This window comes from Pseudomonas petrae (assembly GCF_021728295.1).
In the GTDB taxonomy this organism is placed as follows: Bacteria; Pseudomonadota; Gammaproteobacteria; order Pseudomonadales; family Pseudomonadaceae; genus Aquipseudomonas; species Aquipseudomonas petrae.
The window spans coordinates 16,111-39,025 of sequence record NZ_JAKJXE010000015.1 but is presented as its reverse complement, the minus strand read 5'-3'; the positions used below and the strand labels follow the sequence as shown (position 1 = coordinate 39,025).

Here is a 22,915-nt window from a genome sequence, read left to right as displayed (position 1 = left end):
AATGTCTCTCCTTAGGAGAACCTGTTCCTCGACTGCGCCGATTCATCTGCAACGAAACAGCCTCGATGCTCATTTACCGAAGTAAATTCCGCATCGGCGGCTGTTTCGCGCACATTTCAGCGCTCTATTCGATCATTACGCAGACCTTAGCAGTCCAGCGGGTTGCGCTTTTCAGGATCGATGCCGAACTTGGCAATGGCTTCCGCCACGACTTTAGGTTCGATATCGCCGCGATCGGCCAAGGCTTCCAGGGCGGCCAGCACCACGAAGTGACGGTCAACTTCGAAGAAGTTGCGCAGCTTCTTGCGGCTGTCGCTACGGCCGAAACCGTCGGTGCCCAGAACTTTGTATTCCTTGGTCGGAACCCACTGACGGATCTGGTCAGCGAACAGTTTCATGTAGTCGGTCGAAGCGATCACCGGACCTTTACGGCCGTTGAGGCATTCTTCAACGTAGCTCAACTGTGGCTTCTGACCCGGCTTCAGACGGTTGCTGCGCTCTACGGCCAGGCCGTCGCGACGCAATTCGTTGAAGCTGGTGACACTCCAGACGTCCGCGCCGATGTTGAACTGCTCGCGCAGGATCTTCGCCGCCTCGCGTACTTCACGCAGGATGGTGCCCGAACCCAGCAGCTGCACGTGATGCGCGGCTTCCTTGGTGTCTTCTTCGAGCAGGTACATGCCCTTGATGATGCCTTCCTCGGAACCGGCCGGCATGGCAGGTTGCGCGTAGGACTCGTTCATCACGGTCAGGTAGTAGAAGACGTCCTGTTGTTCTTCGAACATCTTCTTCATGCCGTCCTGAATGATCACCGCCAGCTCGTAGCCGTAGGTTGGATCGAAGGTGCGGCAGTTCGGGATGGTCGAGGCCAGGATGTGGCTGTGACCGTCTTCGTGCTGCAGACCTTCACCGTTCAGGGTGGTACGACCGGCGGTGCCGCCGATCAGGAAGCCACGGGTGCGGCTGTCGCCTGCGGCCCATGCCAGGTCGCCGATACGCTGGAAACCGAACATCGAGTAGAAGATGTAGAACGGAATCATCGGCTGGTTGTGGCTGCTGTACGAAGTACCTGCAGCGATAAACGAAGACATCGCGCCGGCTTCGTTGATGCCTTCCTCGAGGATCTGACCCTTCTTGTCCTCGCGGTAGAACATCACTTGTTCTTTGTCGACCGGCTCGTACAACTGGCCTACGGAAGAGTAGATACCCAGCTGGCGGAACATGCCCTCCATACCGAAAGTACGGGCTTCGTCCGGGATGATCGGGACGATGCGCTGCCCCACTTCCTTGTCCTTGACCAGTTGGGTCAGGATGCGCACGAACGCCATGGTGGTGGAGATTTCGCGGTCGCCGGAGCCGTCAAGGATCGCCTTGAGGGTTTCCAGTGGCGGGGTCGGCAGGCTGAAGCTTTGCGCACGACGCTGTGGCACGAAGCCGCCCAGTGCAGCACGACGCTCGGCCAGGTAACGCGCTTCGGCACTGCCTTCTTCAGGCTTGAAGAACGGCAGGGCTTCGAGCTGATCGTCTTTGATCGGGATGTCGAAGCGGTCACGGAAGTGACGCAGGCTGTCGACGTCGACCTTCTTGGTGTTGTGCGCGGTGTTTTTCGCTTCACCGGCGCCGGTGCCATAACCCTTGATGGTCTTGGCCAGAACCACGGTCGGCTGACCCTTGTGGTTCACCGCTGCGTGGTAAGCCGCATAGACCTTATACGGGTCGTGGCCGCCACGGTTGAGTTTCCAGATTTCGTCGTCGGACATATCCGCAACCGTCGCCTTGAGTTCTGGCGAGTTGAAGAAGTGTTCGCGCACGAAAGCGCCGTCTTTGGCTTTGTAGTTCTGGTATTCGCCGTCGATGACTTCGTCCATGCGACGTTGCAGGATGCCGTCAACGTCTTTGGCCAGCAGTGGGTCCCAGAAACGGCCCCAGATGACTTTGGTCACGTTCCACTGAGCACCGCGGAACACGCCTTCCAGTTCCTGGATGATCTTGGCGTTGCCGCGAACCGGACCGTCCAGACGCTGCAGGTTGCAGTTCACGACGAAGATCAGGTTGTCGAGCTTCTCGCGACCGGCCAGGGCGATGGCGCCCAGGGATTCCGGCTCGTCGGTCTCGCCGTCGCCCAGGAAGCACCAGACTTTCTGCTTGCCTTCAGGGATGTAACCGCGGTGCTCCAGGTACTTCATGAAGCGCGCCTGGTAGATCGCCTGAATCGGACCCAGACCCATGGAAACGGTCGGGAACTGCCAGAAGTCTTTCATCAGCCACGGGTGCGGATAGGACGACAGACCATTGCCATCGACTTCCTGGCGGAAGTTGTTCATCTGGTCTTCGGTGATGCGGCCTTCCATGAACGCACGGGCGTAGACGCCTGGCGATGCGTGACCCTGGAAGTAGATCAGGTCGCCGCCGTGTTCGTCGGTCGGGGCCTGAAAGAAGTAGTTGAAGCCGATGTCGTACAGGGTTGCACTGGAAGCGAAGCTGGAGATGTGGCCGCCCAGATCCGGGTCGCCGATGTTGGTCTTGACCACCATCGCCAAAGCGTTCCAACGTACCAGCGAGCGGATGCGGCGTTCCATGAACAGGTCGCCGGGCATACGTGCTTCGTGGGTAACGGGGATGGTGTTGCGATAAGGCGTGGTGATGGCGTAAGGCAGTTGCGAACCACTTCGTGTGGCCAACTCACCCATACGGGTCATCAGGTAATGAGCACGGTCTTCGCCTTCTTTGTCGAGAACCGATTCCAGGGCGTCCAGCCATTCCTGGGTTTCGACGGGATCGAGGTCTTGCATGGCTTGCTCCAGGGCGGAAAGGCTTCCAGAATCGGTTGCCTGAGTTTGTTACGACTGGCCTTGTGGGCAGACGATGTAAATTCTTGGATGGCCGGATCGGTTCCCGGCGTTGTGTAGTTTTACTACAAATCTCGGGCTAATTCAGCTTTTTGACTTGTATATACAGTAGTAAAACTACAGCTGAGCGCTGTTATCGCTCGTGGTGCAGTGTCCGGTAAAGCAGTGTTATCGGTGCAAAAATCTGACGAGTCGCCTGATGGAACATACTGGCAACCAAGAATCGCCAGCCATCAGCAATTTTTAACCTTTGTTCGACAGTCCGTCCGTTGCGTGTATACAACCGCCCGGTCGGACTGACATTTGAACGCCGATCAAGGATAGACCATGAGCCTTCCCCTGCTGGCCGAGCTGCCGGCTGTCCTTCTGCCGTTGGTCACTCGTGCGCGCCAATCCTGGCGCACCGCTCTCGATTCCCTGACAGATAACGTCAGGCAGCCATTTCAGGCCTGGCCCGAGGCGCGGCTGTTGGCGTTCGATCGTGTGTGTGCGGCCAGCGACTTCGTCGCCGATCAGGTTTCACGAGATCCGCTGATGCTGCTCAACCTCGCTGAATCCGGCGAGCTGGAGCGCAGTTTTGCGCCCGGCGAGCTGCTTGGGCACATCGCCAATGCAGTCATTCAGGCTGCCAGCGACGATGAACTGGGGCGTAATCTACGTCGTCAACGCACGCGCCAGCAAGTGCGAATTATCTGGCGGGATCTGACCCGACAGGCCGATCTGGTTGAAACCTGCCGCGATCTCTCGGACATGGCAGATGGCTGCATTGATCTGGCTTACAGGTGGTTGTACGAGCGGCATTGCCAGCAATTCGGCACGCCGACCGGCCGTCGGACCGGCGAGCCGCAGCAGATGGTCATCCTCGGCATGGGCAAGCTGGGCGCCGTCGAATTGAACCTGTCGTCCGACATCGATCTCATCTTCGCCTATCCCGAAGGCGGTGAAACCCAAGGCGTCAAACGCCCGTTGGACAACCAGGAGTTTTTCATCCGCCTTGGTCAGCGATTGATCAAGGCCCTGGACCCGGTCACGGTCGACGGCTTTGTCTTTCGTGTCGACATGCGCCTGCGCCCGTATGGGTCTTCCGGTGCACTGGTGCTCAGCTTCAACGCGCTGGAGCAGTACTACCAGGATCAGGGCCGTGACTGGGAACGCTACGCCATGATCAAGGCGCGGGTGGTGGGCGGCGATCAGGAGAAGGGCAGCGAGCTGCTCGACATGCTTCGGCCGTTTGTTTATCGCCGCTATCTGGATTTCTCGGCCATTGAAGCGCTGCGCACCATGAAGCAGCTGATCCAGCAGGAAGTCCGGCGCAAGGGCATGGCAGAGAACATCAAGCTCGGGTCCGGCGGCATTCGTGAAGTGGAATTCATCGCCCAGGCGTTTCAGTTGATTCACGGCGGTCGCGACCTGAGCTTGCAGCAGCGACCGCTGCTCAAGGTGCTGAAAACCCTTGAAGGCCAAGGCTATCTGCCCGCTGCCGTCATTGATGAACTGCGTGAGGGCTATCAGTTTCTGCGCTACACCGAGCACGCCATCCAGGCGATCGCTGATCGGCAAACGCAAATGCTCCCTGACGACCCGCAGGATCAGGCGCGCATCGCCTTCATGATGGGGTTTGCCGATTGGGCAAGCTTTCATGAGCAGCTGATGTACTGGCGTGGGCGCGTCGAGTGGCATTTCCGTCAGGTCATCGCTGACCCGGACGAGGAAGAAGGCCAGGAGGCCCACGGCGAAGAAATCGTCGGTGGCGAGTGGCTGCCCCTGTGGGAGGAATCGCAGAACGAAGAAAGCGCCTGCCTCCAGCTCCAGGAGGGCGGATTCGCCGACGCACAAAAGGCGCTGAAAAATCTGAGCAACCTGCGCAACAGCTCGCAACTGCGCTCGATGCAGCGTCTGGGGCGTGAGCGGCTCGATGCCTTTATTCCGCGCCTGCTCGCCCAAGCGGTCGAGCACGACAATCCTGATCTGGTGCTGGAGCGAGTGCTGCCGCTGGTGGAAGCGGTGGCGCGTCGCTCGGCGTATCTGGTGTTGCTTACCGAAAACCCTGGCGCGCTGCGTCGATTGCTCACCCTGTGCGCGGCCAGCCCGTGGATTGCCGAGCAGATCGCCCGTTTCCCGTTGCTGCTCGATGAGCTGCTTAACGAAGGTCGCTTGTTCAGTCCGCCTCAGGCGCTCGAGCTTGCCGCAGAGCTGCGTGAGCGTCTGACGCGGATTCCCGAGGACGACCTCGAACAGCAAATGGAAGCGCTGCGGCACTTCAAACTGGCGCACCGTCTGCGGGTGGCCGCTTCGGAAATCGCCGGCAGCCTGCCGCTGATGAAAGTCAGCGATTACCTGACCTGGCTGGCCGAGGCAATTCTGGAGCAAGTGCTGGCCCTCGCCTGGCGCCACACCGTCGCCCGTCATGGTGCGCCGCGCCGTCCGGATGGCACATTGTGTGATCCCGGTTTCGTCATCGTCGGCTACGGCAAGGTCGGCGGCATCGAACTGGGTCACGGCTCGGATCTGGACCTGGTGTTCATCCACGATGGCGATCCCCAGGCTGAAACCGACGGCGCCAAGCCGATCGATGGCGCGCAGTTCTTCACCCGGCTCGGCCAGCGAATCATCCACCTGATCACCACCCAGACCAACTCCGGGCTGCTCTACGAAGTCGACATGCGCCTGCGCCCGTCCGGCGCGGCGGGTTTGCTGGTGAGTTCGCTCGGTGCGTTTTCCCGTTATCAGGAGAACGAGGCCTGGACGTGGGAGCATCAGGCCTTGGTGCGCGCGCGGGTGCTGGTGGGCAGCACCGATGTCGGCAGGCAGTTCGAGGCCGTGCGCGCCTCGGTGCTGGGCCGCGAACGGGACCTGCCGAAGCTCCGCCTGGAGGTCAGCGAGATGCGCGCCAAGATGCGCGACAACCTTGGCACCCGCACAACGGCGGCCGGCAAGGGGGCTAATGCGTTTGAGCCAACGACGCGGTTCGACCTCAAGCAGGACGCCGGAGGTATCGTCGATATTGAATTTATGGTGCAATACGCGGCCCTGGCGTGGTCCAGAGAGCATCCCGCGCTGCTTCGTTACACCGATAACATCCGTATTCTCGAAGGCCTGGAAGAGGCGGGTCTGATGGCCGTCGCCGATGCCGGTCTGCTGCGTGAGGCGTACAAGGCCTACCGTTCGGCCGCTCACCGACAGGCGTTGCAGAACGATCCGGGTGTTGTGGCCGGCGACCAGTTCGCCACCGAACGGCGCGAAGTGATGCGGATCTGGGAGCAGTTGGGGCTGAGTTAATAAATGAAGGATTCTTCATTGAGCTCGCCGGCCCCATCGCGGGCAAGCGCGCTCCCACAGTTGAGCGCTGTCTCCTGTAGGAGCGCGCTTGCCCGCGATGGCGTCAGAGGGTGCGCAACCGGATCCGGAGTTTGGTGGATCCCATCCGGTTCTATATAGCTATGACAGGGAGGCGTCAGGCGGCGTGTGCAAGCATCGCGCTGTTTGATGGGCCTCCCTGCTCGTTTCTGGTCGTTTTTGGATGAGCATGAGAATTCTGATCGTAGGGCCCAGCTGGGTCGGTGACATGGTGATGGCGCAGACGCTGTTCCAGTGCCTGAAGCAGCGTCACCCGCAGTGCGAAATCGATGTGCTGGCGCCCGAGTGGAGCCGGCCGATTCTTGAACGCATGCCCGAAGTGCGCACGGCCTTGAGCTTCCCGCTCGGCCATGGCGCGCTGGAGCTGGCCACGCGCCGGCGCATCGGCAAATCCCTCAAGGGCCAATACGATCAGGCGATTCTGCTGCCCAACTCGCTAAAGTCGGCGCTGGTGCCGTTCTTCGCCGGTATTTCAAAGCGCACGGGCTGGCGTGGCGAGTTTCGCTATGGCCTGCTCAATGACGTGCGCACCCTCGACAAGCAGCGCTACCCGCTGATGATCGAGCGCTTCATGGCGCTGGCCTACGACAAAGGCGCCGAGCTGCCGCGCCCGTATCCCAAACCCAGCCTGCGAATTGAAACCACGAGCCGCGACGCGGCGTTGACCAAGTTCGGCCTGAGCCTTGATCGGCCGGTGCTCGCGCTGTGCCCGGGCGCCGAGTTCGGTGAATCCAAGCGCTGGCCTTCCGAGCACTACGCCAGGGTCGCCGAAGTGAAGATTCGTGAAGGCTGGCAAGTCTGGCTGTTCGGCTCGAAGAACGACCATGGGGTGGGCGAAAGCATTCGCGAGCGGCTGATTCCAGGCCTGCGCGAAGAATCCATGAACCTCAGTGGCGGTACTTCACTGGCCGAAGCCATTGACCTGCTGTCCTGCGCGGACGCCGTGGTCTCCAACGATTCCGGGCTGATGCACGTGGCCGCCGCGCTGAATCGCCCACTGGTGGCGGTGTACGGGTCGACCTCGCCGGGCTTCACGCCGCCGCTGGCCGATGAAGTGGAGATCGTCCGCCTCGGCATCGAGTGCAGCCCGTGTTTCGAACGCACCTGCCGCTTCGGCCATTACAACTGCCTGCGCCTGCTGGAGCCGGACTCGGTGATCCAGGCCCTCGGCCGCATTGGCGCCGCCCCGGTCGAGGTCGCCTGACTTGCGGGTACTGCTGATCAAAACCTCGTCACTGGGTGACGTCATCCACACCTTGCCCGCGCTGACTGACGCCATGCGCGCGCTGCCGGGCATCCAGTTCGACTGGGTGGTGGAAGAGGGCTTCGCCGAGATTCCGACCTGGCATCCGGCCGTCGCCAACGTGATTCCGGTGGCCATTCGTCGCTGGCGCAAGAACCTATGGCAGACCCTCAAAAACGGGGAATGGCGCCAGTTCAAACAGCGTCTGCGCGACACCCGCTACGACTTGGTGATCGACGCCCAGGGCCTGCTGAAAAGCGCCTGGCTCACCCGCTACGTCAAAGCGCCCATCGCCGGGCTGGACAAGACCTCGGCACGCGAGCCCATGGCCGCTCGTTTCTACGATCGCCCCTATGCCGTTGCCCGCGGCCAGCATGCGGTCGAGCGCTTGCGTCAGTTGTTCGCCCGGGCGCTGGGTTATCAGGTGCCGGCGGGATTGGGCGATTACGGCCTTGATCGCAGCCGCTTGCTCACCGCCACCCACGACGCGCCGTTCGTGCTGTTCCTTCATGGCACCACGTGGGACACCAAGCACTGGCCCGAGCTTTACTGGCGGCAATTGGCCGAACGCATGATCGGTCAGGGACTTGAAGTGCGGCTGCCGTGGGGCAACCCGGCCGAGAAGGCACGGGCCGAGCGCATTGCCGATGGCCTTGATAATGCCGTCGTGTTGCCCAAACTCAATCTGGCAGGCGTTGCCCGCGTGCTGGCGGGCGCACAGGGCTGCGTTGCGGTGGACACCGGCCTCGGCCATCTGGCTGCAGCGCTGGACGTGCCGACGCTGTCGCTGTTCGGCCCGACCAATCCGGGTCTGACCGGCGCCTACGGCCGGTCGCAGGTTCATCTGGCGGCGGAATACCCAGCCTGCGCGCCGTGCCTGCAAAAGAAATGCACCTATCGACCGACGCCTGAAGATCAGCGTCAGGTCGATACCGAACGCGAGTGGCCCATGTGCTTTACTCGCCTGAATCCCGAGCGGGTAGCGAACCAGTTAGGCGCGCTATTGCTGGCAAAGGAACATCCCTGATGCAACTGGCATTCGTGCTCTATAAATACTTCCCCTTCGGCGGCCTGCAGCGTGACTTCATGCGCATCGCCCTGGAGTGCCAGCAGCGCGGCCATAAAATCCGCGTCTACACGCTGATCTGGGAGGGCGATGTGCCGCCCGGCTTTGAGGTGCTGGTGGCGCCGGTCAAGGCGATCTTCAATCACCGTCGCAACGAAAAACTCACCGACTGGATGAACGCCGACCTGGCCAAGCGTCCCGTGGACCGGCTGATCGGCTTCAACAAGATGCCCGGTCTGGACGTGTATTACGCCGCAGACGGCTGCTACGAAGACAAGGCGCAGAACCTGCGCCACGGTCTGTACAAATACTGGGGCCGCTACCGTCACTTTGCCGACTACGAACGCGCGGTCTTCGCCAAAGACGCGAAGACCGAAGTGCTGATGATTTCCGAAGTGCAGCAGCCGCTGTTCATCAAGCATTACGACACGCCGCTTGCGCGCTTTCATCTGTTGCCGCCGGGGATCTCCCAGGACCGCCGCGCGCCGGCCAACGCCGCCGAGATCCGCGCCGAGTTTCGACGCGAATTCAAGCTGGCTGACGATGACCTGCTGCTCGTGCAGATTGGCTCCGGCTTCAAGACCAAGGGCGTCGATCGCAGCCTCAAGGCACTGGCGGCACTGCCTGCTGAACTGAAGAAACGCACGCGGCTGTTTGTAATCGGCCAGGACGACCCCAAGGTATTCCAGCTGCAGAGCACGACGCTGGGCCTGGGTGATCACGTCACGTTCATGAAAGGGCGCAGCGACATCCCGCGTTTTCTGTTGGGCGCCGACCTCTTGATTCATCCGGCGTACAACGAAAACACCGGCACCGTGCTGCTTGAAGCGCTGGTGGCAGGACTCCCGGTGCTAGTCAGCGCGGTGTGCGGGTACGCCCATTACATCGCTGAAGCCGACAGCGGTCTGGTGCTCGATGAGCCGTTCGAACAGAACCAGCTCAATCAATACCTGGCCCGCATCCTCAAGGACGATGCCGCGCGCAGCACCTGGAGCCGCAACGGGCTGGCATTCGCCGACACGGCTGATCTTTACAGCATGCCGCAGCACGCTGCGGATGTGATTCTGGCGGAGCACCACGGATGAAACTGATCCTTGCTGAACCCTTCAAGAGCCTCTGGGCCGGGCGCGATGCGTTCGAGGCCGTCGAGGCGCTGGAAGGCCAGGTCTATCGCGAACTCGAGAACCGGCGCACGTTGCGCACCGAGGTCGACGGACGCGGTTATTTCGTCAAGATCCACCGCGGCATCGGCTGGGGTGAAGTGGCGAAAAACCTGCTGACCGCCAAATTGCCGGTGCTCGGCGCGGGTCAGGAGTGGGACGCGGTCAATCGTCTGCATGAGGTTGGCGTCCCGACCATGACCGCCGTGGCATACGGCGAGCGCGGCAACAATCCGGCCATGCAGCATTCGTTCATCATCACCGAAGAGCTGGCGCCGACCGAGAGCCTGGAAGACGTCAGCCTCAACTGGCGCACCGAACCGCCCGAGCCGCGCATGAAGCGCGCGTACATCGCCGAAGTGGCGCGGCTGGTCGGGATGATGCACCGCGCCGGTGTCAATCACCGCGACTGCTACATCTGTCATTTTTTGCTGCACACCGACAAGCCGGTCACGCCCGACGACTTCAAGCTCTCGGTGATCGACCTGCACCGCGCGCAGACGCGTCCGGCGATCACCCAGCGCTGGCGCAACAAGGACCTGGCCGCGCTATATTTCTCGGCGATGGACATTGGCCTGACCCGACGCGACAAACTGCGGTTTCTCAAGGGCTATTTCCAGCAGCCGCTGCGTCAGGTCCTGGCCCAGGAATCGGCGCTGTTGAGCTGGCTTGAAGGCAAGGCCGAAAAGCTCTATCAGCGCAAATTGCGTTACGGGGACGCGCTCTGATGGCGGGCTGGAATCTGGAGCCTGGCTACGCCGCGCTGACGGACGACTTCGGCACCCTCGACGCCGTGTTCGCCCTCAAAGGCGAGCGCCTGACCCGGGATCCGTTGTCCGAAGTCATCCGCGTCGAGCGCGATGGCGTGAATTACTACGTCAAGCGTTACGTCGCTGCCGGCAAGGGTTTGCGTCGGTATCTGGGGCGGCCGCGGGTCAAGTCCGAATGGCAGAACCTCAAGCGCTTCGCCAAATGGGGCATCCCGACGGCAGAAGTTGTCGCCTGGGGCCTGGAGCGCAACGGCGCTGCGTATGATCGCGGCGCGTTGATCACCCGCGAACTGCCGCGCACCGAAGACCTGTCCGAACTGGCGCGGGTCAACGACACGCGCCTGGACAGCCGTTCATGGGTCAACGGCGTCAGCCAGCAGGTCGCGCACTACACCCGAACCATGCACGACCATCATTTCACCCATAACGATCTGAAGTGGCGCAACTTGCTGGTGGACGATCAGTCGACGGTGTTCCTGATCGACTGCCCCAACGGCGCGTTCTGGGTCAGCTTCATGCTGCGCTATCGGATCACCAAAGACCTCGCCTGCCTGGACAAGGTCGCCAAATATCACCTGTCGGCCACCCAGCGCCTGCGTTTCTATCTGCAATACCGTGGGCGCCAACGCTTGAACGATTCGGATAAAAAACGCATCCGCCACATCGTCAGTTTTTTTGAGGGTCGCGAATGAGTGTTTTCATTGCTGACGCCGACCGGGGGCTGCTGGAGCGGCACGGTCTGGCGGACTTCGATGCGTTGTGGAACGTCGAGCTCGACGCGGTGGATGAGCCCAACACCGGTCGCGGCGGCTGGAGCAGTGTGTTTCGCCTGGAGCTGGAAGGCTCCGGGTATTACCTCAAGCGCCAGAGCAACTACCTGACGTACACCCTGCATCACCCGTTTGGCGAGCCTTCGTTCTCCCGGGAATTTCGCAACATCAGCCTGTATCAGAAGCTGGGTATTCCGGCGCTGCATGCGGTGTTCTACGCCGACAGGAAAGTCGACGGCGAGCGCCGCGCGATTCTGATGACCCGCGCGCTGGATGGCTGGACGGATCTGGACACGCTGTTGCAGGACTGGCACGAGCGGCCGGCCACCGAGCGCCTGGCGATCCTGCAAGCGTGCGGGCAACTGGCGCGCACGCTGCACAAGGCCGGGCAAGTGCATGGCTGTTTCTACCCCAAGCATATTTTCATGCGGGCGCGGGGCGGCAAGTATATTGCGCAGCTGATCGACCTTGAGAAGACGCGTAAGTCGATTTTCGGCCAGCGTGACCGGGTCAAGGACATCGAGCCTCTGCTGCGCCGCGCACCGGTCTGGAACGAAACGGAAATCCGCGAACTGCTCGCGGCTTACCTGCACGCCCCGACCGACAGCGGGCTGGTCGAAGCCTGGTGGCAGCGGGTCGCCAAACGGGGCAGTCACAAGCGCCGGGATCGGTAAACAGAGTTCCGGGTTGAAATGCTTAACCTGGATTGATCAAAGAGGGCGCCGATGCGTTTGTCCGAACTGAAAAACGCCGGTCGCACCCCTGCGCTGCCAATGAGCATTGCGCTGGAGGATGCGGCCGGCCCTGCCGAGCTGCAATTGCTCAGCCTGCTGCGCGTCCTGCCCGGTCAGCGGTACGTCGGCGCCGGCATCTGGCGTGGGCGCACGGTGCTGGCGAAGTTGCTGGTCGGCTCAAAAGCCCCTCGGCATTTCCAGCGTGAACGCGACGGCGTACAGGCGCTGGCAAAACAAGGCTTGCCGACGCCGTTGCTGCTGGCCGACGGGCTGCAAGAAGGTGAGGGCGGCTGGCTGTTGTTCGAGTTTCTGGATCAGGCCGAAAGTCTGGGCGATGCCTGGAAATCGGTGGAAGACCTTCCGCCTCTGGCCGATGCACAGCAGTCAGTGCTGGGCGATGCTCTGGCCGCTGTGGGTCAGATGCACGCCAAAGGCCTGTGGCAAGAAGACCTGCATCTGGACAACCTGCTGCGTCAGGGCTCGACCTTGTACCTGATCGACGGCGCGGGCATTCGCGTCGAGCAAGCGGGCAAGCCGTTGTCCCGGCAAAAGGTGCTGGAGAACCTCGGTGTGTTCTTCGCCCAGTTGCCCAAGTCGCTGGAGCCGTTCACCGAAGAACTGCTGGTCTATTACCTGCTGAGCAATGGCGAGCACGGCTTGCCGGTCGAGGCGCTGCAAAAGCAGATCGACAAGGTGCGCATTTGGCGCTTGCGGGATTACCTGATCAAGATCGGCCGTGAATGCAGCCTGTTCAGCGTTGAAGACGGGCCGTTTGCCCTGCGCGCGATTCGTCGCGAGGAAGTCGCCGGAATGCTGCCGGTGCTGGAGAAGGCAGACGTGCTGGTCGAGCGCGGTCATCTGTACAAGACCGGTGGTGCGGCCAGCGTCGCCAAGGTTGACGTCGCCGGCCGCGAACTGGTGATCAAGCGCTACAACATCAAGAACCTGGCGCACTGGCTCAAGCGTTTCTGGCGCCCGTCCCGTGCCTGGCACTCATGGCGTGAAGGCAATCGGTTGCGGTTCCTCGGCATCGCAACGCCCAAACCGCTGGCGCTGCTGGAAAAACGCTTTTTATGGCTGCGCCGCGAAGCGTATCTGGTGACCGAGTTCCTGCCGGGGCCCGACATCATCGAGCGCTTTGCGCCCTATGTAGCGTCTGGCGATGCGCCAGACGCCGAATTGCAGGCGCTGGACAGGCTGTTTGCGCAGTTGATCCGCGAGCGCATCAGCCACGGCGATCTCAAAGGCCACAACGTGTTCTGGCACAACGATCGCTGGTCGCTCATCGATCTGGATGCCATGTGTCAGCACGGCTCCCAGACCTCGTTCGCGACGGCGTTCGCCAAGGACCGCGCGCGCTTCATGCGCAACTGGCCGGCGGACAGCGCGCTGCACCAAGTGCTGGAGCAGCGCATTCCGACCGTTGCAAAAACGGAGGGCTGAATCGTCAGTCCACGTGTTTGAGGTTCATCTCCACCAGTGCGTCGATCAATGCCTGCACGTTGTCGAACGGCTGGCGATGAACCTGCGGCCATGACGCGCGCTCGACGTAGGCTTTGCCAGCGGTATTGAACCGTACCGGCGTGTGCTTGAGGGTGCGGTCTCTTGAGCGATGCACGATCGTCGGCCGCAAGGGGGCGGACTCATCGAGCATGAACATGCCCGGACTGTGCAGTCTGTCGCTGGCGGGCGCGGCGAGTTGAGGGCGTGGCGGCAGTTCGATCTCCACGCGGAAATCATTCTTCACCTGCACCGACTCACGCCCCAGCCCCGCCGGGACCTGTTCGCCCGGATCGATCATGATGCCGTGGCCTTTGCCCTGCGCCACGTCCATCACCCGCACGCCAATCCCCTGCTCTAGTTCGGCGATGCCCGGCACGCTGTTTTTGAAGGTGTTGGCATGGGTCTCACCCACCAGCGCCATCCACTTGTGGGGCCCCATCACCTCCTGATGCTTGCGTATCGTGCGAGACGCAAAATAGCTGAGCACCTGCTGGCGCGTGGTGTTGGAGTGGGTTGGCAAATGGCGGATGAAGTAACTGGCGGCGCAATCGATAGCGCGAACTTCAATGCCATGCCGCCTGGCCTGGACCACCAGTCTTTCGAACGTGTAGAGGCCCGTCGGGTCGGTCTGGAATGTTTGGTCCATGCGCTTGAGGTCATGCAGCAGACGCTTGCTCATGTGGCCCGTCTCGGCGAAGCGGTCAAGATCGGCCGGATGGATATCCGTCAGCAGATGCTCCATGTACAGCGTCTTCACCTTCTGGCGTGCCAGATGCTCCATGTTGTCGAGGATGAAGCGCTTGCTGGCGCGTGCCGAATGGGATTCGCCGAGGACAACACCGGACGTGTTCTCGTACAGCTCTTCGATGAACATGCTTAACGGCGTGTCGGCTTTGACCTCGGGCAGAATGACGCGCTCAGGGAGGGCGAGGTTGAGCACAGAGCGCGCATCTTTCTGCAGCGTATTCGCCAGCTCGAAGAACTTCTCACGCACGTCCACGAGATGACTTTCGATAAAGAAGTAATCGGGGTTGAGGCCTCTGTGACGGAAATTAGCCAGGTCATGAAAGATGCTCTGCATGTCGACCGGCATCTGGTAGCGGTTGTCGATCAGCGACTGCTGAATGGCGCCCATCGGGTAGTCGTTGCTCCAGGCGGCGGCATCGGCGCGGGTCCAGTAGCCGGCCGGATTCCATTCAAAGCCGTGTTCACCGATGTAAAGGTTTACCTCGCTCCTGGGATGGGAAACGATGGTGCGGCGGTTAGGGTCCAGGCCCCACTCCATGAGCGAGCGTCGTTCGAAGAAACCATACAGGGCATCGTCCATTGACGTGCCGGATGGACTGAAGGGCGAGGATGCGCCGGCCCCATTGTCGATGTTCGGGTTGCCGATCTGTGCCTTGAAATCCGCACGCGACGCAGCGCTGCTGATGACGGCATCGCTGTCCACGGATATCTGGATCGGCGTGCCCGACGGCACGTCTTCGACGCGCAGGCTGAGTACGCCTTGCAGTTCACTGATGCCCGGCTGTTGCTGCCAGGTGTTCGCGGTGCGGTGGTCGAGCAGCGCGATCCAGCGCCTGCCGGGATGCGCCTGCACATCGCCGCTGATCACTTTGTGACCAAAGAAAACCGCCATTTTTTGCGGCGCGAGGGCGTCACCTGCAGCGGATGCCACTTCATTGCCAGCGTAGTCATAACTGACCGAGGAACTGAACGGCCGAACGTCGATGCCGTGTCGGTGGGCCGCTTTGATCAGGTGGTAATAGTCGTATTTTTCGCTGCCGTTCTTGAGCGCGCCCTCGTTCACGGTATCCAGGTAGTGCTTGATCATGTGGGAGCCGCTACGCGTCTTGCTGCCGAGCGCCTTGTATTTCTGCAACTTGTGCGTGTGCTGGTCGGTCTGCAGATGCTCGATGTAAAGCACCTCGACCTTGCGCTCTGCCAGCAAGGGCATGTTGTCGATCAGCAGTTGTTTACTGGCGATGGAGGTCGGTGCTTCGCCGATCACCAGGCCGTTGGATTTTTCCAGTGCGGCCTCGAAGAACGCCTGGGGCGTCACGCCATCTGCCAGCTCCGGCAATTCAGGTTTGCCCGGCAGGGGCGGCTGCTCGAAGAATGCCTTGGCATCGCGGTACAGATTCTGGCGCAGGGTTTGGTAGGTCGAACGACCGCCCTGGAAAATGTCGTCGAAAAACTCATGCAGACCAAACGTGGCCTCCTCAAAGCGTTCAGCCTGCCTTGGGCTGACGATGCCGAAGACGTAGGGCTGCAGCGATTCCGGCATTTCATAGTCGCTCAAGTCGCCTACCGCTGTGGCGGGGCTTGCCGGGGTTTCGTCCAACCGGCTGAACGAAGGCAGAACGCCGCCGCGCAAGCCGGCAGTCTCAAGCAGTTCCCACTGCCCCTGGCTGTTGAGGCGTACCGTCTGCCGGCCAAAGAATGCAAACGGGTTACGCGGATCGACGATCTGCCAAGCCGCAAGCCGGGCGTCGTACTGGACCTGGTATGTCTGGTCTTGCATGGCAATGTAGAAGTTGCCGCGAACGACGCTGACCCCTTGCCCATGCGGGCGGTTCAAGGGGAGGGCGTCCGCCAGAGACACATCCACCGGGTGCAACGGATGGACAGGGGTATCCCCGACCCGCACCGGCGCGGTGTCCTGCTGCAGTGCCCTCCATACGCCTGTGACATCGGTTTGCGCATAGCGCCCGGTAGGCTGAAGCGTTTCGGGGATCAATGCGCGGGTTCGGTACAGCGGGACATGGGTGTTGGCTGATTGAGGCGCGGCCCAGAAGAGTTCGTTCTCAATCGCGACCGGTTGCAGTGTTTCATCGGAGCCATTGGCCACCGAGCGAGCATGCCTGCCGGTCGCTTTTTGTGTGGTCAGGTCCTTCAGTACGCCGCCCAGCCCTTTGATTCCAGTATGCAGATCGCCCGCCGCGCCCGCCGTGTTCAACCAGGCGCTGAGCACGTAGAAGCTCGCGGCTGCGTGATCCCGCTCGTCCAGGGCTTGCAGCGCGCGATAACCATCAGCGCTCGCGATGATCATGCCGACCGCGAAGCTGGCGGGCGGAAAGGGCAAAGTCACGGCGGTCGCGATCAGCTCAAGGCTGTTCCAGGCTTGCCGGCAGAGCATGTCTGCGCGCCCCGTCGTGGTGTCCTCGACCTCGCGAATCTTGCGCTCGATTACCTGGTTGAAGCACACGTCGTGCAGGTTGCTGAACGGCTGGCTCGGCAACGCGGGTTTGCGACCACTGCCTTTTTTCAGTTCAGCCAAGGCAAATGCCAGCGGCATGCCGGCCTTCACACGGGCACGGCTCAGGTAGTAGTCACCCATGCCTGCGCCCAGTAGCGTGTTGCTGAAGGTGATCAGCGGGCGGAAAGCGCGGCCGTCCGGTGCCTGCGGGGTGTACAGCAGAACCTGCTCCAGGGTGCTCGCGCCAGGCGGCCGGAGCAGGAAACAGCCGTGAATGACCTCCGCGCGGGAGCCAATCACCATCATGTCTACATTCAATTGCAGGGGATAGACGGGGTAGCGCAGGCGCTCCGCCGGGCTGCTGTGATGCATGTTGAAGATGGAGGTGGTGAGCCAGCTCAGTTGCGAGGCGTCGATGTGCCCTTCGAGAAAGCTGCGCAAGGCGTCAGCGCGCATTTGCAGTTGGGTCAGCAACAGGCTGTGTTGGCGGCGCCAGTTGTAACCGTCGCTGGCAGGGTCCAGCAGGCGCCCACGAACCATCGCGATGTACTGATCGGCGACCCACTGGCCGCGAACCGAACCGGCCACTTTCTCCGGGCTCAATCCTGTGAGATCGACGCCTTCGGGGCCTCTGAAAGTGGCGGTGGTGTCGGCAGACGCTTTAAGCAGCCCCAGCGTGTCGTCGTAGCCGTCCCGTAGCATCTGTGTGTAGGACAGGGTTTCGCGGGGCGTATGAATGATGATGCGGTCAGGGTCCACCGTTTCTGGCGGCAGGCCCAGCAGCGCGTTGATCTTGCGGCTGGCGGTCTGATGCACATAGGTGTTGAAGTCGGTGACATACGTGTGCGGTCCGGCTTGGTAGATGTCACCCGCCGCAACAAGCGCATCCTCCAGCGCCACCAGTTGCCGACGCTGCTCGGCGGGCGCCCGCAGGAACCAGTCCGGCGTGTGCAGTCGTTGTTCGGACAGTTTTACTTTAACGCGCGCCGACACCAGCGCGTGCAAACCGGTGTTGTAATCGGGCAGGGTTGCATAGCTGAGCCAGCCTGGGCTCGGCGCCGGTTTCTCGCTCAAATCATGCAGCTGGGCCCTTAGCGCGTCTCTTCTGTTGGCGGCGATCTGCTCCAGCAAGAACTGGCTCAGTTCGGCGGACCTGCTCCAGCTCACGAGTTCGCCGAGCAACTGACGCTCGTTCTCGAAGCGCCGAAAATGCTGAGAGTGAGGGATGTCCGGGGTGAACATCAGCAACCCGTCCGGCTGGCCCGCTGCATCGAGCTTGCGTAACAGCACGACGCTGCTCAGGGTGTCACGCCCATTGAGCTTGATCTGTTGAACGGTAACGGCCGGGTTTCTCGGGGCGACGGTGTCCGGATTCAGTGACTCGATCAGGGTCAGATCGGAAGGCTGAATATGCCCCTGCAGCTCTGCGCCACGGGCCTGGGCGATGAGTTGATGGTGCATTGTTTCGCACATCAGGTGCTGGGTGGTCGGCGAGCCGAGCGCCTGGCGCTGCGCGGGCCCGAAACGGCTTCGCAGGTCTTGCTCGTTGATGACGTCGGCGAGGTAAGCGGCGGTCAGGGCGCTGTGTTCAGGCTTAAGCGACAGGCCGCCGTAGGTGATGTGGCTGTGCGTCTGAAAGGCGGAGCCTGAAACTTCGTCACCGGGGTGCAGGCCGTAGAGCGCCAGGTGCGTCAGCGATCGGCGGGCCGTGAAGGTTTCGGCGGTAATGGGCAGCGTTCGTTCGGTGCTGATGAGAACATCGTCCGGATCGAGATCAATGCCCAGATCATTGGCCAGTCGCGCGTGCAGATGACTTCGCGCGAACTGTTCGGGGGATGCGGCGCTGTCCATGACGCTCATCAATGCGCTGCGCGCGCGCTCGTAATTCATCAGGCTGCGGGCATAACGCTCGCGCTGTTCGGCACTCGCCATTTCCAGCCAGTCGGGGCGTGAAAGACGCTCATCGCGTTGGGCGCGGCGATTCTGCGCAGCGGCAATGGCGCCGTCGGGCCCCCAGGATTTCGGCTGGTGGAGCAGATCCTCAAGTCGAACCTGAAGGGCCTGAGGCGACAGGCTGTGGGCGGTCTCGAACAGCTCGTCGATGTCTACACGCTGCTTTGCCAGCAGGCGATCAAAGGCGTGCTCGTAGGGCGATCCTTTGAAGGACATCAGTTGAAAGTCCGACGGCAGGTGGGGTTCCAGAAACACATCGCCGCCTGAGGCGATCTCGAGCCAGGCTTCGCGCGTGCTGTCGTGCATCAGGCGCAGGAGGGGCAGGCGCAGGAGTGGATGATTGATGCGACGGGCGAGTTCTTTCAGCAATACCTGGTTGGAGACGAAGCCTTCAACGCCTTGTCCGGGCAACCAGAGCAAGGTTTGCCCCGGCGGGGCGGTCGCAACCATCGCCCCGGCGAATTCGATGCGAAGCTGTGCATCAAGTTGAAGTTCGAGGGCGCTGAATACCACGTGTTCCTGCGCATCCATGCCCGGCAGGCAGTGCGAGTAGTCGCGGTGCAACTCGCCTTCGTCGATGTTCAGCAGCAGGTCGTCGCGCAGGGCCAATTCGATGCAGGTCACGAAGAGCTCGCGGCGTGAAATATCACGCGCACTGGCCTGCGCCCAAAAGCGCTCGATGGCCGAGTGCAAAGACGTTGCCTGCTTCAGGGGCGGTTGGCTGGGTGAAGCGTTGATGTAGTTGTCTGCATCCGGAAGATGCAGGCACTCTGCGTCGAGAACAGCGGCGAGCGTTGTCAGCCGATCCAGCGCAGGCGGGTTGGGTGAAAATGTTTCCATGGCGTTCAGCATTCCTGAGTGATCTCTGCGCAAATAGGTAGCGCGAGAGCCGGGCGAGAAGCCCGATGATTCGTCGAGCGATCAATCAATCAGAACGCCTGGGCGTGTGGTGCTAAATAGTTAACGCACGGGATGGGCAGTGAACCGGTAAACGCGAGGTAATCGGGCAGGGCGGGCAGCCCGATCCAGAAGAGACGCCAGATTGACTGCCGCTGCGCGCCAGATCGCGGGCAAGCGCGCTCCTACAGGAGGTTGGCGTCAACGCTAAAGCCTGCGCTCCTACAGTGGATTGGCGTTAACGCCTATACCTGTGCCTTGCGCAAATCTGTAGGAGCGCGCTTGCCCGCGAATGCGTTGTGCCAGGCGCCGCTGCAACGCCATGACCCACCGCAATCCCAAGCAACCCCAATCCTACCGCTGTGTTTGCTGACTTCATTCCCCGCGACCACTTCCAGAGCCATTACGCTATAATCCCGCCCTTTAGCTGTCTGCCGCCGTTGCGCCAGGCACACCTTATTTGTCAGGCGCGTGATGCCTGCATGCAGACTTAAGAGGCTAGACCCTAGTGGCATTGACGATCCTTGGCCTGTCCGGCGCCCTTAGCCATGATCCTTCCGCAGCCCTGTACATCGACGGCAAGCTGGTTGCTGCGGCCGAAGAAGAGCGTTTCGTTCGCGACAAGCATGCCAAGAACCGCATGCCCTATGAATCGGCGAAGTTTTGCCTCGAACAAGCGGGCATCAAACCTTCCGATGTCGACGTCGTCGCCATTCCCTTCGCGCCCATCAGTCTGTTCGGCGAAGCGCGCTGGCACTACGCCAAACGCTATTGGTATGCACCGGACCGCGCCCTCGACGCGATCCTGATGGGCAACCGCCGCTACAAGCGCTATCGCAACAAGATCGTCTGGTGCCTGGAACAACTGGGTTTCGATCCGAAAAAGATCAAGATCGAACCCGTCGAGCACCACCTGGCCCACGCCTCCAGCGCTTACCACTGCTCCGGCTTCCAGGAGAAAACCGCGATCCTCGGGATCGACGGCAAGGGCGAGTACGCCACCACGTTCTTCGGTTATGGTGAAAACGGCAAGATCCACAAGATCAAGGAATTCTTCGATCCGGATTCCCTCGGCGGCCTGTATGGCGCGATCACGGAATTCCTCGGTTTCGAGATGCTCGACGGTGAATTCAAAGTCATGGGCATGGCGCCGTACGGCGACGCGACCAAGTACGATTTCTCGCGCCTGGCCACGTTCGAAAACGGCGAATTGGTGATCAACACCGAATACGCCAACGTCATCGGCCTGCGTCGCTACAAAGAGAAGGGCAAAGGCTTCTACTTCTCGCCGAAACTGATCGAGTGGCTGGGTCCCAAGCGCGAGGGCGACATTGCCGACGAGCCGTATATCCATTACGCCGCCAGCATGCAGGCGCTGTTCGAGAAGCTGTCGCTGCAGATGATCGACCACTATCTGGGTGACATCCTCAAGGAAACCGGCAAGCTCGCCTTCGCCGGCGGTTGTGCGCTGAACGTCAAACTGAACCAGAAAATCATCGCGCGCCCTGACGTCAAAGAGCTGTTCGTTCAGCCAGCGTCGGGTGATGCCGGCACTGCCGTCGGTGCCGCCGCTTACGTTTCCCACACACGCGGCGTGCCGGTCGAGAAGATGGAACACGTCTACCTCGGCCCTTCCTACAGCAACGAAGACGTTATCGCCGCCTGCGCCCGCCACCCGAGCAAGCCGGCCTGGCGCCAGATCGACAACACCCCCGAGCGCATCGCCAAAATCATGGTCGCGGGCAACCCGGTGGCCTGGTTCCAGGGCCGCATGGAATTTGGTCCTCGCGCTTTGGGTGGTCGCTCGATCATCGGCTGCCCGAGCATTGCCGGCGTGGCCGATCGCATCAACCATCAGATCAAGTTCCGCGAGCGCTGGAGGCCTTTCTGCCCGTCGATGCTCGACACCGTCGCCCCGCAGATGATCAAGATCGATCACCCGGCGCCGTTCATGACCTTCACCTTCGAAGTGGCGGAAGAGTGGAAAACCCGTGTGCCGGAAGTCGTCCACGAAGACGGTACCTCCCGCGCCCAGGTGCTCAAGCGCGAGTACAACCCGCGTTACTACGACATGATGAAGGCGCTCGAAGACCTGACCGGCAACGGCGTCTCGCTCAATACTTCGCTCAACCGTCGCGGCGAGCCGATGATCTGCTCGCCTACCGATGCGCTGAACATGTTCTTCGGCTCCGATCTGGAGTACCTGATCATGGAAGACATTCTGGTAGTCAAAGACGGCGTGGACACCCATGACACGCTCAGCTGAGCGCCATGTTCTCCAGTTCTGCCACGGCTATGACGGGCCGTTCCTCGACTGCGCCCGTCAATACGCCAGCCTGTTCGTGGGCAGGGGTTACCGTGTCACCACGGTATTCCTGACCGGCGTTGCGGATGCCGACGTCGCAGCCAGCTGCGCGTCGGACGAAGTGCTGTTCATGGAGTACAGCTCCAAGGCCATCGGCGGCATGAAGCTGGCGGCGATCCGCGATCTGCGCAAGATCGCAGCGTCGCGCAGTTTTGAGTTTTGCATCGCCCACCGTTTCAAGCCGACGTACATCGCGTTGCTCGCCACCCGTTTACCGGTGATCGGCGTTCATCATGCGTTTGGTGATTACCGGCGCCGCAGTCGCAAGGTGCTGGCCAACATGTTTCGCGCCCGTTTGAGCCTGCTGGGCGTCTCCGATGCGGTGCGCGATGACATACGCAATTGCCTCTCCAAGTGGCCGGCCGAGCGTATTCAGACCCTATATAACCGCATCGATGTCGATCAGCTGAGCGCCACGCTGCTGTCCCGTGAGGAAGCACGCGACGCATTGGGTCTGGCGCAAGAGGCGTGGGTCGTGGGCAATGTCGGTCGACTGCACCCCGATAAGGATCAGTCGACGCTGCTGCGCGGATTCGCCCAGGCGTTGCCCAATCTACCCGCCGACAGCCAACTGGTGATTCTCGGTCAGGGCCGGCTGGAACAGGACCTCAAGCACCTGGCGGTCGAGCTGGGCATCGGCCACGAGGTCATGCTGGCGGGGCAGGTGACTCAGGCCAGCCGTTACTTCAAGGCCTTCGACGTGTTCGCACTGAGCTCCGATCATGAACCCTTCGGCATGGTACTGCTGGAAGCCATGGTGGCCGGCGTGCCCCTGCTGGCGACAGCCTGTGGCGGCGCGAAAGAGGTCGTCGAAGGCGTGGGTATTCTGTTTCCCCTCGGCGGTGCCGAGCCTCTGGCTCAGGGGCTGCTACACCTTTCGCGGATGGACGCCGAGCTGCGTCAGTCCTGCGCGGATGCGATGCTGCAACGGCTGCACGACCGTTTCAGCGACGAGGCAGTAAAAGCTGTTTTCTGGCAGTTGCCGCAAGTCGTCGCGCTCACCTCGGAAACCTGATTTTATTCGAACCGCTGGCAGCCATTGGCCTCTG

The 22,915-nt window shown here is 61.5% G+C and carries 12 protein-coding genes; 10 read left to right on the top strand and 2 right to left on the bottom strand.

What is annotated here, in order from left to right; translation table 11 throughout:
- Positions 1–146: 146 nt before the first annotated feature.
- On the bottom strand, positions 147–2,792 hold the full coding sequence (gene aceE, locus L4G42_RS21950; RefSeq protein ID WP_237261206.1) for a pyruvate dehydrogenase (acetyl-transferring), homodimeric type: 2,646 nt from the start codon (positions 2,790–2,792) through the stop codon (positions 147–149).
- Positions 2,793–3,176: 384 nt separating this feature from the next.
- Between aceE and glnE the strand changes: the two genes are divergently transcribed.
- The 8 genes from glnE (at position 3,177) to L4G42_RS21910 (ending at position 13,392) form a co-directional block, all read left to right on the top strand.
- Positions 3,177–6,128, top strand: coding sequence for a bifunctional [glutamate--ammonia ligase]-adenylyl-L-tyrosine phosphorylase/[glutamate--ammonia-ligase] adenylyltransferase (gene glnE / locus L4G42_RS21945; RefSeq protein WP_237259804.1), 2,952 nt, complete (start codon positions 3,177–3,179; stop codon positions 6,126–6,128).
- A gap of 247 nt (positions 6,129–6,375) precedes the next feature.
- Positions 6,376–7,410: a lipopolysaccharide heptosyltransferase II gene (gene waaF / locus L4G42_RS21940; protein ID WP_237253487.1), complete on the top strand. Its 1,035-nt coding sequence runs from the start codon at positions 6,376–6,378 to the stop codon at positions 7,408–7,410.
- Position 7,411: 1 nt separating this feature from the next.
- Positions 7,412–8,476 carry a lipopolysaccharide heptosyltransferase I gene (gene waaC, locus L4G42_RS21935; RefSeq protein ID WP_237253486.1) on the top strand — a complete coding sequence of 355 codons (1,065 nt, stop codon included), beginning with the start codon at positions 7,412–7,414 and terminating at the stop codon, positions 8,474–8,476.
- Positions 8,476–9,600, top strand: coding sequence for a glycosyltransferase family 4 protein (locus tag L4G42_RS21930; protein WP_237253485.1), 1,125 nt, complete (start codon positions 8,476–8,478; stop codon positions 9,598–9,600). Before waaC ends, L4G42_RS21930 begins: the two co-directional genes overlap by 1 nt.
- Positions 9,597–10,403 (top strand): lipopolysaccharide core heptose(I) kinase RfaP, encoded by an 807-nt coding sequence (gene rfaP, locus L4G42_RS21925; RefSeq protein WP_237253484.1) that lies wholly within the window; start codon positions 9,597–9,599, stop codon positions 10,401–10,403. The genes L4G42_RS21930 and rfaP overlap by 4 nt, the downstream gene beginning before the upstream one ends.
- On the top strand, positions 10,403–11,137 hold the full coding sequence (locus L4G42_RS21920; RefSeq protein WP_237253483.1) for a lipopolysaccharide kinase InaA family protein: 735 nt from the start codon (positions 10,403–10,405) through the stop codon (positions 11,135–11,137). The genes rfaP and L4G42_RS21920 overlap by 1 nt, the downstream gene beginning before the upstream one ends.
- Positions 11,134–11,889, top strand: coding sequence for a lipopolysaccharide kinase InaA family protein (locus tag L4G42_RS21915; protein ID WP_237261204.1), 756 nt, complete (start codon positions 11,134–11,136; stop codon positions 11,887–11,889). Before L4G42_RS21920 ends, L4G42_RS21915 begins: the two co-directional genes overlap by 4 nt.
- A 51-nt stretch (positions 11,890–11,940) precedes the next feature.
- A complete protein-coding gene (locus L4G42_RS21910; RefSeq protein ID WP_237261202.1) occupies positions 11,941–13,392 on the top strand; it encodes a lipopolysaccharide kinase InaA family protein in 1,452 nt (483 codons plus the stop codon).
- Between the two features lie 4 nt (positions 13,393–13,396).
- Here the strand turns inward: L4G42_RS21910 and L4G42_RS21905 are convergent, their stop codons facing one another.
- Positions 13,397–19,444, bottom strand: a complete 6,048-nt coding sequence (locus L4G42_RS21905) for a membrane-targeted effector domain-containing toxin (RefSeq protein ID WP_237261200.1) — start codon at positions 19,442–19,444, stop codon at positions 13,397–13,399.
- A gap of 565 nt (positions 19,445–20,009) precedes the next feature.
- On the opposite strand from L4G42_RS21905, the gene L4G42_RS21900 reads away from it, so the two are divergent.
- Both L4G42_RS21900 and L4G42_RS21895 read left to right on the top strand, forming a co-directional pair.
- Positions 20,010–21,767: a carbamoyltransferase family protein gene (locus tag L4G42_RS21900; protein WP_237253479.1), complete on the top strand. Its 1,758-nt coding sequence runs from the start codon at positions 20,010–20,012 to the stop codon at positions 21,765–21,767.
- Positions 21,751–22,881: a glycosyltransferase gene (locus L4G42_RS21895; protein ID WP_237253478.1), complete on the top strand. Its 1,131-nt coding sequence runs from the start codon at positions 21,751–21,753 to the stop codon at positions 22,879–22,881. The genes L4G42_RS21900 and L4G42_RS21895 overlap by 17 nt, the downstream gene beginning before the upstream one ends.
- Positions 22,882–22,915 lie beyond the last annotated feature (34 nt).